The following is a 16,462-nucleotide window of genomic DNA, read 5'->3' as shown; positions in this document are numbered from 1 at the left end:
CAATTATTAAATTTCCATGCTGATCGACTTCTTCTACACCTTGCGCGCCGGCAAATTACCGGTTTCAGTGAAAGAGTTTCTGGCGCTGCTGGAGGCTTTGGACCGTGGCGTGATTGGGCCCAAGGCATCAGAAGGCACGAGCCTGGATGATTTCTATCATCTCAGCCGCACGATTCTTGTCAAAGACGAAAAGCATTACGACAAGTTTGACCGCGCTTTTGCCGCTTACTTCAAGGGCGTGGACATGCTGACCGACTACAGCAAAGAAATTCCTGATGACTGGTTACGCAAGCTGCTCGAGAAGGAGCTCACTGCAGAAGAAAAAGCCGCGTTGGAGGCCATGGGCTGGGATGAATTGATGGAGACCTTCAAAAAACGCCTGGAAGAACAACAGGAGCGGCATGAAGGCGGCAACAAATGGATTGGTACGGGAGGTACCTCGCCCTTTGGCCATGGTGGTTACAACCCACGTGGCATTCGCATTGGCGGCAAAGGGGGCAACAAAAGCGCAGTCAAGGTATGGGATGCACGTATGTACCGCGACTACGATGACACCCAAGAGCTGGGCACGCGCAACATCAAAGTCGCGCTGCGGCGTTTGCGCAAGTTTGCACGCACTAGCCATGAGTTAGAGTTGGACCTGCAAGGCACGATCCAATCTACTGCTGCCAATGCAGGCTACCTGGACATCAAAATGGTGCCTGAGCGGCACAACAACGTCAAAGTACTGCTGCTCATGGATGTAGGTGGCACGATGGATGAACACATCAAGCGCGTGGAAGAGTTGTTTTCCGCTGTGAAAACAGAATTCAAACATCTGGAGTTTTATTACTTCCACAACTGCGTTTACGACTTCGTGTGGAAGAACAACAAACGCCGCTTTGCCGAGAAATTCGACACTTGGGATGTGATTCGCAAATACAACAAAGACTACAAACTGATTTTTGTAGGCGACGCAACCATGAGCCCGTATGAAATTCTGCAACCTGGTGGCAGTGTGGAATACAACAACCCGGAAGCAGGGGCTGAATGGATTCAACGCCTGACCAATGCATTTCCCCATCACGCCTGGGTCAACCCCGAGCCCCAAGGCGTTTGGGGCTACCGCCAAAGCATTTCCCTGATTCAGCAATTGGTAGGCAACCGCATGTATCCACTCACCCTCAAAGGGTTGGAAGACGCGATGCGCCTGCTCTCAAAATGAATTTGCAGGTGCTTTTTACGCGGTGTTGTGTCAATGCAGTGGAGGCTGCGCCATTTGAAAATGCAGCAGTGTGAAGTACAGCGTCACGTCACCTTCTTCATCCACAAAGGTGCCTAAGGCATTTTGCAGCCGCCCGGCAATGCACAGGCATTCAAGCGCTTCGGGTTGGCCACCGGAAATTTCTGGGGTGGTGAGTAATGCCAGGCCATGGGTTTCGCCAAATTCACGCACGGCAGCGAGTGCCTGGCCATGCTGCGCAGGAATCGCATCATTGGCCCATGCCCATAGAAATGTGCCACCACTGCGCGATGTCGTACCAACCAAGCATACGGTGGCCACCACATCGCCCAACGGGCTGTCAAAAGTCAAAGTTGCGGCGTTCAAGTCCCAGCGGTAAGGCGCACCTTGCAAAGCAAAGCGCTGTTGCCATGTTTTGTTGCTCTCGAACATGGCGTTGACAGCATCCTTGCTCCATTGCGTCCAATCCTTCTCTGTCGTCATCGGCTGGCCCTTGGTTTCAGGGTTTCATGCTGCCGGTGCGTTGCGCACGGTCATGCCAGCTCAAGGCTTCAGTCAGCAGCATGGGCGTGTGCTTGCCCACGGACTGGTGCAGCGCACGGTCGTAATAGTCTTGCAATAACGGCTGGTAATCTGGGTGCGCACAATTGGCAATGATGCTCTTGGCACGCTCTTTAGGCGAGAGGCCGCGCAAATCAGCCAAGCCTTGATCGGTCACGATGATTTGCACATCGTGTTCGGTGTGGTCTACGTGCGAGACGCATGGCACGACGCAGGAAACATCTCCATTCTTGGCAATGGAGTTGGCCATGAAGATGGACAGGTATGCATTGCGGGCAAAGTCACCTGAGCCGCCAATGCCATTCATGATGGCGGAGCCATTGACATGGGTTGAATTGACGTTGCCGTATATATCGGCCTCAATCATGGCATTCATGGCAATCACCCCCAAGCGGCGAATCAACTCGGGGTGGTTGCTCATTTCCTGTGGGCGCAGCACGACTTTATCGCGGTAAAAACCGATGTTGTCGATGAATTCACGCTCGCCTTCAGGGCTCAGCGACAAGGCCGTGCATGACGCGCTGGCCAGTTTGCCCGATTGCAGCATGGCCAGCATGCCGTCTTGCAGCACTTCGGTATACGCCGTGAGATGATCAAAGGGCCCATTGTTCAAACCTGCAAGCACCGCATTGGCAATATTGCCCACGCCCGATTGCAAAGGCAGCAGATTTTTTGGTAACCGGCCCAATGCCACTTCGTTCTTGAAAAACTCAATCAAATGGCCGGCAATGCGGGTTGAGGACGCGTCAGGGTCTTTGAAGGGCGAATTGCGGTCTGATTTGTTGGTAGGGACAACCGCGATCACTTTGCTCGGATCGCAGCGCAGGTACTGTTCACCAATACGATCATCGGGTTTGATCAATGGAATAGGCACGCGGTGCGGTGGCAATTGGGTACCGTAGTAAATATCGTGCATACCGGCCAGCTCCAAAGGTGGGTATGCGTTGACTTCCAAAATCACCATATCGGCCTGGTCCAGCCAGGTCTTGTTATTGCCTACCGAGGTCGATGGAATCAAACGGCCATCAGGCAAGATACCGGCCACTTCAATCACGGCCACATCCAATTTTCCAAAGAAGCCAAACCACACATATTGCGCAACGTGTGAGAGGTGCATGTCAATGTATTGCATGCTGCCTTCATTGATGCGTTTGCGACCAATAGGGTCGGACTGGTAAGGCAGGCGCGTTTGGATGCCGTTGACTTTGGCCAGCGCACCATCAATTTCGGGCGCTGTAGAGGCGCCTGTCCATAAATCAATTTTGAAGGTTTTGCCCTGCTCGTAGAGCTTTTCAATGCGGGCAGCCAAAGCCATAGGCACTTCTTTGGGCGAGCCCGATCCCGTGAAACCGCTCATACCCACATTGGCGCCTTCGGGGATGAGTTCTGCCGCTTGGGCTGCGGTCATGATTTTGCTTTGCAAAGCGGTGCATTGGATGCGATCGAATTCAGGCATAGCTACGCTCTTGTATCGTGGGTCAAGAATGGAGGCTTGCATCCTACGCCTGAAGCTTTTTGCTCAATCGGATTGTTAAGGGTTATTGAGTAGGTGTTATCCCTAGATTTTTGGTGTCCTTGGCCTAGTAAGACGAAGTTTTGTCACTTTTAGTGTGCTGGTTGGCAGGTTTCATGAACCTGACGCGGGGCTCATTTTCACCGCCTCGCAGGCCTGCAATAAGCGTGTATGGATGCGCGTATCTTTGCCCAATTCGGGGTGGAAGCTGCACCCCATCACCCTGCCCTGTTGCACCAGCACAGGATCGCCATCGCACTGCGCCAGTATCTGCACATCAGCCCCCCAAGCCACGATGCGTGGCGCGCGAATCAAAACAACTTCTATTGGCCCGCCAGCCAATGCTGTGCTGGCCGTGGTAACACGAGACTCACGCTGGCGCCCATAGGCATTGCGCTGCACGCGCACCTGCAACGCACCCAGGCTTGCTTGAGGCGGCTGCACCTGTTGCGCCAACACAATCAAACCAGCGCAGGTGCCCAAGCATGGGTATTGGTGGACAAACGCCAGTAAGGCTTGCCACAACCCCTCTTCCTGCTGCAATTGGTGCAGCATGGTGGTGGATTCCCCGCCAGGCACAATCAACCCATCCACGGTTTGCAGGTCTGCGGCGGTACGCACCAGCCGATGCTTGGCCCCAATAACGTCCAGCATTCGGACATGGGCTTCGTAGGCGCCCTGCAACGCCAAAATGCCAATGACAACAGGAACGTTGGAGGTAGCAGGCGTGGGCAACATCTCAGTCCCCTCGTGTTTGCAGCAGCGCGGTCGGTTCGAGCGTCGAAACCGCCAGTCCGCGCATAGCTCCTTGGCATTGCGCGCTGCATTCAGCCACAACGGCTGCATCATCAAAATAGGTACAGGCACGGACGATGGCATTGGCGCGTTCGGCCGCTTCTTGCGCACTGGCCAGTATTTGCCCGTCGTTCATGAAAATGCCTGAACCAACAAAAATCGCCTGTGCGCCCAATTGCCGCATCAATGCCGCATCGGCCGGTGTCGCAATACCGCCTGCTGAAAAATTGGGGACCGGCAATGCGCCTGTTTTGGCCACTTGCTGTACCAATGCAAACGGTACACGCAAGTCACGTGCGGCAACGTACAGTTCATCAGCACGCAATGCAGTTAATGCGCGAATGTCGGCCATGATCTGGCGCATGTGTTTCACCGCGTGCACAACGTCCCCCGTACCAGCTTCGCCTTTGGTGCGGATCATCGCTGCGCCTTCATTGATGCGGCGCAGTGCCTCGCCCAAATTGCGCGCCCCGCACACAAAAGGCGTTTTGAATGCCTGCTTATCGATGTGATGGACTTCGTCTGCTGGGGTCAATACCTCGCTCTCATCAATGAAGTCAACACCCAGGTGGGCCAACACCTGCGCCTCCGCAAAGTGACCTATACGCGCTTTGGCCATGACCGGAATGGTGACTGCAGCCATGATGTCTTGAATCAAACGCGGATTGGCCATGCGCGCAACACCGCCTTGCGCCCGAATTTGTGCCGGCACGCGTTCGAGTGCCATCACCGCGCATGCACCTGCAGCTTGCGCAATATGGGCTTGCTCTACCGTGCACACATCCATGATGACGCCGCCTTTGAGCATTTCTGCCAACCCCACCTTCAAACGGTGTTCGGTACTGATGGAATGGGCCATTTCTGGCGTTGAAGATGCTGCTGCAGTAGTCATAAAAACCAGTCGATTCGGGTATGAGTGAGAAAGATAAACAGGCGGCAATGGTAGAAAAATGCCTGGGCGATGACCAGATATGATGGCAGTACGGTTTGCCTAAACTGTACTGATAATCCAACCATACAGTTGGTGCGGCGTGCGACGGCGTGATTGACTTGCTCAAATGTCGACTTGGCATGGTTTTGGCCTATTCAACAATCAATTTTTATTCTTGTTTTCATACCGCTATGGCATCGCCCGATCCTCTTGCAAGCGTCCCACAAAACATCCCAAGCGCAGCCTCCCTTACCCGCGTGGAAGAAGTCATGCAAGACATTCGCCAGCGGATACAAATGCGGCATTTGTGCGTTGGCAAAAAACTTCCCTCCATTCGTGTCCAAGCCGATAGCCTTGGCGTCTCGCGTTCTACGGTGGTTGAGGCGTATGCGCGTTTAGTGGCTGAAGGGGTAATCGAATCGCGTCCGGGTTCTGGCTTTTACGTGGGGCGGCAAGTCAGCCCATTTAAGGTTGCCGAAACTGCCGCGGGCTTGAGCCCTGCCAGCGATCCGGTGTGGGTTACACGCCAAGCCTTGTTGGCCCCTGCAACCAGCTTGCAGCCAGGCTGTGGTTGGTTGCCTGATTCGTGGATGCCTGAGCAAGAAATCCGGCGTGCTTTACGCGCGGTTTCACGCAAACCCTTGGCCCCGTTAACAGGCTATGGAACGCCACAAGGCTCCCCCGCTTTGCGGCAGCTGCTGGCCCACCGTTTGGGCGAGCGTGGCATGCATGTAGCGCCAGAACAGTTGATGTTGACCGAGTCCAGCACCCAAGCCGTGGATTTACTGTGCCGGTTCTTTCTGCAACCGGGCGATACGGTGCTGGTCGATGACCCGTGCTACTTTAGTTTTCAGGCAATGTTGCGAGCCCACCGTGCGAATGTAGTGAGTGTTCCCTATACCCCGCACGGACCTGATGTACAAGCCATGGCCGCGTGCCTGGCCCAACACCGCCCACGTGTGTACATCACCAATGCCGCACTGCACAACCCCACCGGGGCGAGTTTGAGTGTGGAGATTGCGCACCAAGTCTTGGTGCTGGCGGCACAACACGACTTAACCATCATTGAAGACGATGTGTTTGCCGATTTTGAAAACCACCGTGCCCCTCGCTATGCCGCGCTCGATGGTTTGCGCCGTGTGGTGTACGTTGGCAGTTTTTCCAAAACCTTATCGGCCTCGGTTCGCGTGGGGCATATCGCTACCAGACCTGATTGGGTTGAACAATTGGTGGATTTGAAGCTGGCCATTGCCTTTGAATCAGGCCATTTTTCAGCGGAACTGCTGCATACCTTGCTGGGCAGTGGCACATACCAGCGGCACATGAACAGCTTGCGAGCCCGACTGGCAGATGCCATGGGGTTGACCTTGCAGCGGCTAGAGAAATTGGGCGTCCATGCATGGCACCAACCTAGCGCAGGCATGTTTGTCTGGTGTGCGTTACCAGAAGGACTGGATGCGGCCACCTTATCTGAGTACGCCCTGCACCACCATCAACTGCTACTTGCGCCGGGCAATAGCTTCAGCCCCTCACAACAAGCGAATGGTTATTTGCGTTTCAATGTGGCCCAAAGTCTCTCTCCTGCCGTGTTCAATGCATTGGCAAAGAGCATGCAGGCTTGTAGGAGAGGACGTGCCACGTGAATGATGGCATTGCCTGTTGGAAACGATCAAAACCCATGCTGTGTGCAGTTGTCCTGTTGTCTACTGACTATTTCTTTTTTTGAATAAATAAAAGAATAATGATAGTAATAAGGGTGCCATCGTTCTGTGGATAAGTAATTATTTTGTATTTATATCAATATGTTACGAAATTGACGAGTCTGTGTGTGGATAGGGGCAATGTCGATCACAGAATTGGGGATAACTTGAGCCCCTTTCACAAAGGGGGTTGTCATCCCCAAACCATGCAACAGCCATCACATGCGTTATCCACAGCTTATGCGTTTTGGCGTGGGGTTGTTCAAGGCTGTGTTTTCACGTAAGTGACAGCGCTGCTCGCTAACTCTGGCACGATCGACAACCAACAGCAGGTTTGGGGCTCGCGCGCCCCAAACCTCAACACACAAGACAAGGAGACAGTGATGCATCAGGCATACATCGTGGATGCAGTACGCACTGCAGGCGGGCGACGAAACGGGCGTCTTTCCGGTTGGCACCCGGTGGATTTGGCCGCGCAAGTGCTCAATGCTTTGGTCGATCGCAATAGCGTGGATCCTGCACTGGTGGAGGATGTGTTCATGGGCTGCGTAAGTCAAATTGGCGAGCAAGCCGCCAACGTAGGGCGTAACGCGGTGCTGGCTTCCAAGTTGCCCCAGTCGGTGCCGGGGACGTCCATTGATCGGCAGTGTGGTTCGTCGCAACAAGCCATTCACTTTGCGGCCCAGGCGGTCATGTCAGGGGTGATGGATGTGGTGATCGCTGCTGGTGTGGAATCCATGAGCCGTGTGCCCATGGGCAGTCCCATGGTGTTGCCGCGCAAAGCGGACATGGGCTACTACCAAAGTCCGGCGATACAGGAGCGCTATGGTGCGCAAGATTTCAGCCAGTTTGTGGGCGCAGAAATGGTGGCGCACAAATACGGTTTGCATAAAGAGCAGCTCGATGCTTTTGCCCTGCAAAGCCATCAAAAGGGCGTTGCTGCCACGCAGACCGGGGTTTTCAAAAATGAAATCGTGCCGATTGCCATGCGCGATGCTCAAGGCCAAGTGAGCGGGCAATGGCACACCCAAGATGAAGGTTTGCGCCCTGACGCCACGCTGGAGGCCATCGCCAACGTGAAGCTATTGCAAGAAGGGGGCGTGACCACTGCGGCCAATGCCAGTCAAGTGTGCGATGGGGCCAGTGGCGTGTTAATTGTGAATGAGCGTGGCCTGAAAGCTTTAGGGGCGCAGCCATTGGCGCGTATTCACCACATGACAGTGCTGGGGCATGATCCGGTCATCATGCTCGAAGCCCCTATCCCGGCGACGCAGCGTGCTTTGCAAAAGGCGGGCATGCGTTTGACCGATATCGATCTCTACGAAGTCAACGAAGCGTTTGCTGCGGTGCCCCTGGCATGGCTGCAGGCGTTGGATGCAGACCCTGCAAAACTCAATGTCCATGGTGGGGCCATCGCATTGGGTCATCCGTTAGGGGCATCTGGTGCCAAGCTGATGGCAACGTTGGTGCACGCGCTGCATTCGCGTGGCCAGCGCTGGGGTTTGCAAACCATGTGCGAAGGCGGCGGTATGGCCAACGTCACCATTCTTGAGCGTTTGTGATGCGGCACTGACTGCCATGCGCACCGCAATCAAGGAGTCTTCTATGCAAGAAATATGTTTTAAAGACCGTGTCAGCGTGTGCTTGGCGCCAACAGGGGTGGCCACGGTGACCTTGCGGCGGGCCGATAAGATGAACACCCTTGATGGGGCGATGTTCCAAGGCTTGATGGATGCTGGCGCCTGGCTGCGCGATGCGGCAGGTTTGCGGGCCGTGGTGCTGGCTGGGGAAGGCAAGGCTTTTTGCGCAGGCCTGGATATGGCCAATTTCGAAGGCATCTTGCATGGCCAAGGCGTTGACCCGGTATTGGGCCGCTTGGCTCAAAGGCGTTTTGGCCCTGCTAACTTGCCCCAAGCCATTGGCTGGCAGTGGCGTGCGCTGGAGGTTCCCGTGGTCGCAGCGGTGCATGGCGTTGCTTTGGGTGGAGGCATGCAATTGGCGCTAGGCGCAGATGTGCGTTTGGTTGCACCGGCCACGCGCTTGTCAGTGCGCGAAATCCATTGGGGTTTGGTGCCCGATATGGCCGGCATGCCGCTGCTGCGTGAATTGGTACGTGCGGATATTGCGCGGGAGTTGGTATTTACCGGGCGCATGGTGGATGCACAAGAAGCTTGCCAGATTGGTTTGGCCACCCGCATTGAACCAGAGCCTTTGCAGGCCGCGCAAGCCCTGGCTGCTGAAATGGCCAGCTTTCATCCGCAGGCCATTCGTGCTGCTAAGCGCCTGCTCAACAGCAGTTTTGATGCATCAGCTGGCGATTTGCTGATGGCCGAGTCGCTTGAGCAGATGCTGCTATTGGGCTCGCCCAACCAGCGTGAAGCGGTGGCAGCAGGGTTGCAAAGGCGTGCGCCCGTTTTTGACGATGTCTAGCCGCCTGCGCGCAGGTGTTACACAAACAAATCGTCGAAAGCATGTTTGGGCTCAAACCAGCGGTTGCGCATGACCAGCCGTTGTGGGCCTGGCATCACGGTGGTGGTTTCTTCATGCAACGGATCACCCGGAAAGCAGACCATGCGCTGGCCATCCACATCCACACTGACAGGGGTTATGCAGTAGGGCGCCTGGGTGCTGGCATGCGTTTGCACAGCAGCAATACTGGCAAAGCGGCTCAAGTGTGCCAAGGTCATGATTTGTGGTGGCGGGAGCAATATCTCGCGCCGTTGGTGGCTTGCAAGCAAGGCGCGCGGTGTGCCCCATACCAGCCGTACAGCTTCGCTGGTATCGGCCTGTGCAGTTTGCTCTGCAGGCGCTTGTGCCAATAAAAACCAAGTGTCAAAACGCTTGCTGCTGAAGTTAGGAACTTTGGGCGTGATCCAGCGCGAAAAAGGCAATAGGTTTTGCACGCTACAGGCCAATGGTTGCGCCTGCGTGGCTTGGGCCCAGGGCGTGCCGTTGAGTAAGGCGTGGCGCAACGGCTGCCATTGGGCGGTTTGTGGGGCTTGGCCATCGGCTGTCCAGACCAGACCGACTTCTTCCAACGTTTCTCGCAACGCCGCACCGTATAGGCTGGCTGCTGTTGGGGCATCAAGCTGGTGGCGAGTGAATGCGTGTTGGTGCGCAGCCCACACGTTGGCAAAACCTGCAGCGTTGGCGATGGCTTCGTCACCTGCATCGACCTTGCCACCAGGAAACACCAAGGTGCCTGCAAAATTGCGCGACGTGGCCGCGCGTTCCATCAACAGCACTTCAAAGCCGTCTTGCGCGTGGGGGCGCAGCACAATCACACTGGCCGCAGCAATAGGCTCAGGAGCCTGCGTGTGCTGGGACTGATTGGCCGGTTCCTGGGGGTCACGAGTTTGACGCATGAAAAAGTCTCCGATCGTTATGATGGCCGCATTCCGTGGGGCCTAGCGTATTTTCAGATGATCCGATGTTGATTTGAACGCTGGCTGCATACACCAACGATACAACAAGGAGCAAAGAGCATGGCATTGGATTTTCAGGGCCGCGTAGCGATTGTGACAGGCGCCGGGGGCGGTTTAGGGCGCGAGCATGCATTGGCGTTGGCGCGGCGGGGTGCCAAAGTGTTGGTCAATGATTTAGGAGGCAGTGTCAAGGGCGAAGGCGGCTCCCTCTCTGCAGCGCAGCAGGTGGTGGATGAAATCACCGCGTTGGGTGGGCAGGCCATGGCCAATGGTGCTTCTGTTACTGATTTTGATGCAGTGCAAGCCATGGTGGCCCAAGTGATGGAGACCTGGGGCAGGGTAGACATCTTGGTCAACAATGCAGGCATCTTGCGCGACAAGAGCTTTGCCAAGATGGACATGGCAGATTTCCGTCTGGTGCTTGATGTGCACTTGATGGGGGCCGTGCATTGCGCCAAAGCGGTTTGGGAACACATGGTGGCCCAGCAATACGGCCGTATTGTGATGACCACATCATCCTCTGGTTTGTATGGCAATTTTGGGCAAACCAACTACGGCGCAGCGAAACTAGCGCAAGTGGGCTTGATGCAAACGCTGGCGCTCGAAGGTGCCAAGCACCATATCCATGTGAATGCTTTGGCCCCTACGGCAGCTACACGCATGACCGAAGGCTTGATGCCTGAGGCCGTATTGGCCCAACTCAACCCTGCAGCGGTGGTACCTGCTATGTTGGTTTTAGCCCATGAAAGCGCGCCAACGCGCGCCATTGTGTGTGCTGGGGCTGGCAGTTTTGAAGCGGCACACATCACGCTGACGCAGGGAATTCATTTGGGCTCAGGGCCTGACGTGGACACCGACTTGGCTGCGCGTTTGCATGAGGTGCTTGACCGCGCAAATGAAACAGTGCCCTCCAGCGGCCAAGCGCAGGGTGAGTCGGAAATCAAAAAAGCCATGGCGGCACACCAAGCTGCTTAGCACGTGTTCTTCACGCACCAAGAACATGGTGGCGCTTCAACGTCTTGGTGCGTCTGAAATACCAAACTCCATCTGCATTGGTGCAGTGCTGGTTAGGTTTGTATGCGAAGGTTATTTTCAATACAGAATTTTTATAAATAACAACCATTCCCATTAATATTTGTTGGGCGTATACTGAAAAAACGATAAAGACACCTCTGCTCCAGCGTGTGCACGCGCCTTTACCGCGGTTGCTCGCGGCCAGCTTCGCTGTTTTGCCGGGCAGTTTATTGGCTTGCGATTGGGGGCAAAGGCGCAGTCTTAAGAGGACGAACCGCCTTAAGCCTTCTTGGACAGGTGGACGGTATGCACAAAAGAGTGGGTTTGGGAGTACTGCTGTTGTCTTTGAGTGTGAGCGCTTTCGCGCAAAGTGCGGTCACCATTTATGGCCGTGTTAACACGACGGTGGAAAGCAGCAAGTTGTCTGGCGATTCTGCGCAAAATCAAATGCGCAACAACGGCTCCAATCTGGGTTTTCTAGGCGAAGAAGACTTGGGCGCTGGCCTCAAAGCAGGGTTCCAGTTTGAGCGTGATATTGACAGTACTGATGGAGCTTCAGCTGGTTATGAAGCCCAGTCTGAGGTGTGGTTGGGTGGCGACTGGGGGCGTATCCGCTTGGGCAACTACGGCGGACAATCGTTCAAAACCATTGTTGAGGCCGTGAGTCTGCATAACGACAACGTCGGCACATCGGCAGACTGGTTGTTTGCTGACGTGATGCCTGCTGATCACCATATTGGTTATGTCTCACCAGATATCGGGGGCTTGGTGCTGGAGTTGGGTTACAGCACCAAAGACGACCGCCAAGCCGTAGATGGCACACGCAAAAACGCCTATGAAGCCATTGCCAATTACGACTGGGGCAATTGGTCCTTGGCCGCAGCCTATGCCAAGTATGGCGATGCCAATCAATGGAGTTTGCGCGCCTTGTATGCAATGGGTGACTTCCTGTTCGGAGGCTACTACCAGCGGGATAAAAACGGCTTGCTGCCTGATGCAGGCAACCGCAACAACTACCGTTTCGTGGGTATTTACACCCTGGGTGCGAATGAGATCCACCTCAATGCGGGCTATGCAGATGATTACAGCAACCAATCAGGCAGCGGTGCGACGCAATGGACGGTGGCGTGGAACCACAATCTGAGCAAGCGCACCAAAATTTATGCGCAGTACACCGCGCTGAACAACCGCCGCAATGGTTTGTATGGCGAGGATTTGGGGGTGCACACACCTGGGCAAGATTTCCGTTCATTTGGAGTAGGCTTGCGCCACTATTTTTAACTTGAATGGAGGTTTTGACTATGCCAACCAACCACTGGATGGATTTGCTGGCGCTGTGGCCATTGCTACCGCTGATGCCTTTGGTACTTCTTTAATGTTGGGTTGAGGGTGGCACACGAACAGGTGTTCTGCGCTGCCTTTGTGCCATTGATTCAAAGCGCGGCATGGCCTGCGCGTTGTTGTGTTTCTTTTTTGTCGTTCGGGTGTGTTGATGCTGGCTCCTTTTTTGATCATGTTGCGCGAGGGCATTGAAGCCGCGCTGATAGTCGGCATCATTGCCAGTTACCTCAAGCAGACTGGCCGCTCGCGCTGGTTACCCGCCATCTGGGTCGGCGTGTTACTGGCAGTGTCTTTGTCGTTGTTTGTAGGTGCCGCAGTATTGTTTGCGGGGCGCGAGTTTCCGCAGCAAACGCAGGAATGGTTTGAAGCCATTGTCGGGCTGGTTGCCGTTGGGCTACTGACCTATATGGTGCTGTGGATGCGCAAGGCTGCACGCTCCATCAAAGGGCAGTTGCAGCATGCCGTTGACCAAGCCATGGTTGCTGAGCGGGGGCATTCAGCCACATGGGGGCTGATTGGAATGGCCTTTTTTGCCGTCGCCCGCGAAGGACTGGAGTCGGTGTTTTTCCTGCTGGCGATTTTTCAGCAAAGCTCAGGTTGGGGCGCTCCCATGGGCGCTTTGGCAGGGGTGGTTGTGGCCGCAGTTCTTGGCGTGGTGATTTTTTGGGCTGGGGTGCGTTTGGACTTGCGCCGTTTTTTCCGCTGGACGGGCTTATTCATCTTGCTGGTTGCTGCAGGCTTACTCTCTGGCGTACTGCGCAACTTGCACGAAGCGGGCGCTTGGAACAGTTTGCAAACAGTGGCGTTTGACTGGAGTGCGTGGCTGCCCAATTCCAGCGTACTTGGCACCGTGCTTTCCGGCCTGTTGGGTTACCACGAATCCCCAACGGTGGGCGAGGTGCTGATTTGGGCTTTGTACTTGGTTGCTGCCGCTGTGCTGCTGTGGCTCACTCGCGAGCGTGGAGCGCAACCGCCGCTCCATCGCGCTGAGGCCAAGCCCGCAACGGTACCGCAAGGCATAGCAACGGCTGCGCCTTCTGCGTGGGTGGCTTGGGCCATTGTGGGCTCTGCCTTGTTGGTAGCCGCTGGTGTTGCGGCGTTTTATTACGCCACCAAAACCGCCAAAGGCCCGCAGCGCGGCGAAATGCACCGTGTGGTGGTGCGCGATGGGTTGTGCGAACCAATGAACTTCAGCTTGCCTGCTGGCGTGACAACATTTGAAATCCATAACGCCTCCAAACGCACGCTGGAGTGGGAAATTCTCGATGGCGTGATGGTGGTGGCTGAGCGGGAAAACATTGCGCCGGGTTTTCATTCGTTGCTCACAGTCAAGCTCAAGCCGGGTACTTTTGCCATTACCTGTGGTTTGCTCTCCAACCCGCGTGGCCAATTGGTTGTGACGCCATCGGCCTCGTCCGAGGCCGAACGCCTGCGGCCACCGGTACAGGCTTTCATTGGGCCGCTGTCAGAAAATCGGGTGTTCCTCATCATGCAAACCAACGCCTTGGTGCGGCACATCAAAACACTTGAAGAGGCTATTACCGCAGGTGATTTAGCCCAAGCCCAAGTGCAATGGCTAGCCGCTCGCGTGCCCTACAAGCGCATGGAGGCGGTGGTGGGTCGTATGGCAGATATAGACAACCGTATCGACATTCAAGCGCGTTATTTGGCGCAAGGTGAAGACGACCCCGAGTTCCGCGGATTCCATCGCCTTGAAAAACAATTGTTTGGTCAGCGTAGCCTGCAGGGCAGTGCTGCCGTGGCCGAACAACTGCGCCTTGATGCAGAGCAGCTGCAGCAGCGCCTCAAGCAATGGCAACAAGCACCAGAAGATTTAGCTGGCAGTGCGGTATGGCAAGCGCAGCGCTTGCAGGAAAGCGGCATCACAGAGCCAGAAAACCTATACGCCTTGAGCGACTTGGCAGACCTGCAAGCCAACCTTGATGGCATGCAAAAAAGCGTATTGCTGGTAGATGAGTTGCTGCAAGGCGCCAAAGCCCCGTTGGCAGAAGAAGTACGCCAGCATTTTCAGGCGCTGCAAAGCGCACTCGATGCACTCAAAAACCATGACCAGAGCAGTTTCTTACCTTATTCGGAGGTGACTGCAACACAGCGGCAACAGCTCAGTGCGTTGGTCGCGGCATTGGCTGGCCGTGTGGAACAAGTCAATCCCGCCTTGGGATTGGAGTGATGTGCACGACCAGTATTGAGGCTGCAGATTCTGAATAACGACAACACAACACCCGTTACCACCACGATTTTTATGAAAACGAACGAACCACAAAACCATGGCGGTTGCCCGTTTAACCTGTTGGGGCAGACTACAGATTCACAGCGCCTGGACTCAGCAAGCGCGCAACCCAACGCGTCACGTAATCGGCCAGGCAACCCATCGCGACGGCTTGCTTTGCGGCACATGGGCGGCGGTATGGTGGCAGGTTTGGCGGGGGCCAGCTTGGCTGGCTGCGCTGCCACGGCACAAACTCAAGCCAGTGCTGCACATGCAGCCAACGTGACCAATGCGCCGCTGAGTAATGCGGCCCGTCCGCAAGACCGCGTGCCTTTTTACGGGGTACACCAAGCAGGCATTACCACTGCACGCCCAGCCAATGGCATGGTCGCCAGCTTTGCTGTTTTGGCTGATACGCCTGAGGAGCTGGAGCGCTTGTTTCAACGCTTAACCGAACGGGCCGCTTTCCTCACCCAAGGTGGGGAAGTGCCTGAGCAAGACCCGCGCTTGCCGCCGGTGGATTCAGGCATCCTAGGCCCTACGGTTGAGCCCGATGCGCTCACCATCACGGTCTCGTTGGGGGCTTCTTTGTTTGATGAGCGTCCTTGGCTGGCACCGCACAAACCCAGACATTTGCAGCGTATGACGCGCTTTCATAACGATGCGCTTGATGCCAGTCTCTGCCACGGCGATTTGAACCTGCAAATTTGTGCCAATACCGCCGATACGGCCATCCATGCACTGCGCGACATGATTAAAAATCTGGCCGATCAAATGGTGTTGCGTTGGAAGCAAGAGGGCCATGTGCCTATCGTGCAGCCCAGTGCGGATGGCAGCGTCGCCAGCGCCCGTAATTTCCTGGGCTTCCGCGATGGTTCGGCCAACCCTGATGCGGGCGACGCCGCTGTCATGAACCAAGTGGTGTGGGTTGGTGCTGCACGCAACGAACCGACATGGGCCGAGGGCGGCACATACCAGGCCGTGCGCATCATCCGCAACTTTGTAGAACGGTGGGATAGAACACCCCTGCGTGAACAGGAGCAGATTTTTGGTCGCACCAAAATGACAGGTGCCCCGTTGGATGCGGCAGAGAGCACAGAGTTTGAAGTGCCCGACTACACCAAAGACCCTGAAGGCTTGCAAACCCGATTGGATTCGCACATTCGTCTGGCCAACCCGCGTACACCAGAGTCTGAGGAGAACCTCATGCTGCGCAGGCCTTTTAACTACTCCAATGGCGTAGCCAAGAACGGCCAGCTTGACCAGGGCCTGCTGTTCATTTGCTATCAGGCTAATCTGGAAAAAGGCTTCATCGAAGTGCAGCGCCGTTTGGATGGTGAGCCGCTGGAAGAATACATCAAGCCCGTAGGTGGCGGCTACTTCTTCACGCTGCCCGGTGTGCGCGATGCAGGCGATTTTTATGGCAGTGGCTTGATGGCGGTGGTAAGGGATGCCGGGCATAAAGGCGCAAACAATTCCGCTCCCCACAATGCCGCTTCTATGAACCCGACTTCGACTGGCTTAGTCTGAACGGAGTGGGGATGCTCAAACCTGTACTTTGCGCGAGTTCACCATGCAGTCGACGCCACCACACACCGCTCGCCCTGAGCCCTTCGACCATGCTCAGGACAGGCCTGTCGAAGGGCATGGATAAAGCACCAAGCAAAACACCAACAAGCCCAGATTTCCAAGAGCAATCGCAAAACTTGCTAACCCTTTTTTTCATCACC

At 55.5% G+C, this 16,462-nt stretch carries 13 protein-coding genes; 8 read left to right on the top strand and 5 right to left on the bottom strand.

Features of this window, described 5'->3' with window-relative positions; all coding sequences use genetic code 11:
* Nucleotides 1–16 precede the first annotated feature (16 nt).
* Nucleotides 17–1,204 (top strand): vWA domain-containing protein, encoded by a 1,188-nt coding sequence (locus E9531_RS13990; protein ID WP_136574390.1) that lies wholly within the window; start codon nucleotides 17–19, stop codon nucleotides 1,202–1,204.
* A 30-nt stretch (nucleotides 1,205–1,234) separates the two neighbouring features.
* Here the strand turns inward: E9531_RS13990 and E9531_RS13985 are convergent, their stop codons facing one another.
* The 4 genes from E9531_RS13985 to pdxS all read right to left on the bottom strand — a co-directional run bounded on the left by E9531_RS13985 (nucleotide 1,235) and on the right by pdxS (nucleotide 4,983).
* Nucleotides 1,235–1,705, bottom strand: coding sequence for a DUF6882 domain-containing protein (locus tag E9531_RS13985; RefSeq protein WP_136574389.1), 471 nt, complete (start codon nucleotides 1,703–1,705; stop codon nucleotides 1,235–1,237).
* Nucleotides 1,706–1,721: 16 nt separating this feature from the next.
* Nucleotides 1,722–3,239, bottom strand: a complete 1,518-nt coding sequence (locus tag E9531_RS13980) for a succinyl-CoA:acetate CoA-transferase ScpC (protein WP_136574388.1) — start codon at nucleotides 3,237–3,239, stop codon at nucleotides 1,722–1,724.
* A gap of 171 nt (nucleotides 3,240–3,410) precedes the next feature.
* On the bottom strand, nucleotides 3,411–4,034 hold the full coding sequence (gene pdxT, locus E9531_RS13975; RefSeq protein WP_136574387.1) for a pyridoxal 5'-phosphate synthase glutaminase subunit PdxT: 624 nt from the start codon (nucleotides 4,032–4,034) through the stop codon (nucleotides 3,411–3,413).
* A gap of 1 nt (nucleotide 4,035) precedes the next feature.
* Nucleotides 4,036–4,983 carry a pyridoxal 5'-phosphate synthase lyase subunit PdxS gene (gene pdxS / locus E9531_RS13970; protein WP_136574386.1) on the bottom strand — a complete coding sequence of 316 codons (948 nt, stop codon included), beginning with the start codon at nucleotides 4,981–4,983 and terminating at the stop codon, nucleotides 4,036–4,038.
* 230 nt (nucleotides 4,984–5,213) lie between these two features.
* Here pdxS and E9531_RS13965 point away from each other — a divergent pair, with 230 nt between their 5' ends.
* From E9531_RS13965 to E9531_RS13955, 3 genes are all read left to right on the top strand, one after another.
* Nucleotides 5,214–6,665 carry an aminotransferase-like domain-containing protein gene (locus tag E9531_RS13965; protein WP_136574385.1) on the top strand — a complete coding sequence of 484 codons (1,452 nt, stop codon included), beginning with the start codon at nucleotides 5,214–5,216 and terminating at the stop codon, nucleotides 6,663–6,665.
* A gap of 440 nt (nucleotides 6,666–7,105) precedes the next feature.
* A complete protein-coding gene (locus E9531_RS13960) occupies nucleotides 7,106–8,284 on the top strand; it encodes an acetyl-CoA C-acetyltransferase (protein WP_136574384.1) in 1,179 nt (392 codons plus the stop codon).
* A 43-nt stretch (nucleotides 8,285–8,327) separates the two neighbouring features.
* Nucleotides 8,328–9,152 carry a crotonase/enoyl-CoA hydratase family protein gene (locus E9531_RS13955; protein WP_211343448.1) on the top strand — a complete coding sequence of 275 codons (825 nt, stop codon included), beginning with the start codon at nucleotides 8,328–8,330 and terminating at the stop codon, nucleotides 9,150–9,152.
* A 17-nt stretch (nucleotides 9,153–9,169) separates the two neighbouring features.
* Here E9531_RS13955 and E9531_RS13950 read toward each other — a convergent pair whose 3' ends face one another.
* Complete coding sequence (locus E9531_RS13950; RefSeq protein ID WP_136574382.1) at nucleotides 9,170–10,087, bottom strand: NUDIX hydrolase; 918 nt, start codon at nucleotides 10,085–10,087, stop codon at nucleotides 9,170–9,172.
* A 120-nt stretch (nucleotides 10,088–10,207) separates the two neighbouring features.
* Here E9531_RS13950 and E9531_RS13945 point away from each other — a divergent pair, with 120 nt between their 5' ends.
* The 4 genes from E9531_RS13945 to efeB all read left to right on the top strand — a co-directional run bounded on the left by E9531_RS13945 (nucleotide 10,208) and on the right by efeB (nucleotide 16,262).
* Nucleotides 10,208–11,122, top strand: a complete 915-nt coding sequence (locus tag E9531_RS13945) for an SDR family NAD(P)-dependent oxidoreductase (RefSeq protein ID WP_136574381.1) — start codon at nucleotides 10,208–10,210, stop codon at nucleotides 11,120–11,122.
* A 345-nt stretch (nucleotides 11,123–11,467) separates the two neighbouring features.
* Nucleotides 11,468–12,442 carry a porin gene (locus E9531_RS13940; RefSeq protein ID WP_136574380.1) on the top strand — a complete coding sequence of 325 codons (975 nt, stop codon included), beginning with the start codon at nucleotides 11,468–11,470 and terminating at the stop codon, nucleotides 12,440–12,442.
* Nucleotides 12,443–12,653: 211 nt separating this feature from the next.
* Entirely contained in the window at nucleotides 12,654–14,693 is a 2,040-nt protein-coding gene (efeO, locus tag E9531_RS13935; RefSeq protein WP_136574379.1) for an iron uptake system protein EfeO, read from the top strand.
* 72 nt (nucleotides 14,694–14,765) lie between these two features.
* A complete protein-coding gene (gene efeB, locus E9531_RS13930) occupies nucleotides 14,766–16,262 on the top strand; it encodes an iron uptake transporter deferrochelatase/peroxidase subunit (RefSeq protein WP_136574378.1) in 1,497 nt (498 codons plus the stop codon).
* The last annotated feature ends 200 nt before the right edge of the window (nucleotides 16,263–16,462 follow it).

The sequence above is a fragment of the Lampropedia puyangensis genome (genome assembly GCF_004833285.1).
Taxonomy (GTDB): Bacteria; Pseudomonadota; Gammaproteobacteria; order Burkholderiales; family Burkholderiaceae_C; genus Lampropedia; species Lampropedia puyangensis.
Note: the sequence above shows the minus strand (reverse complement) of the source record. Positions and strands in the feature narration are given on the sequence as shown.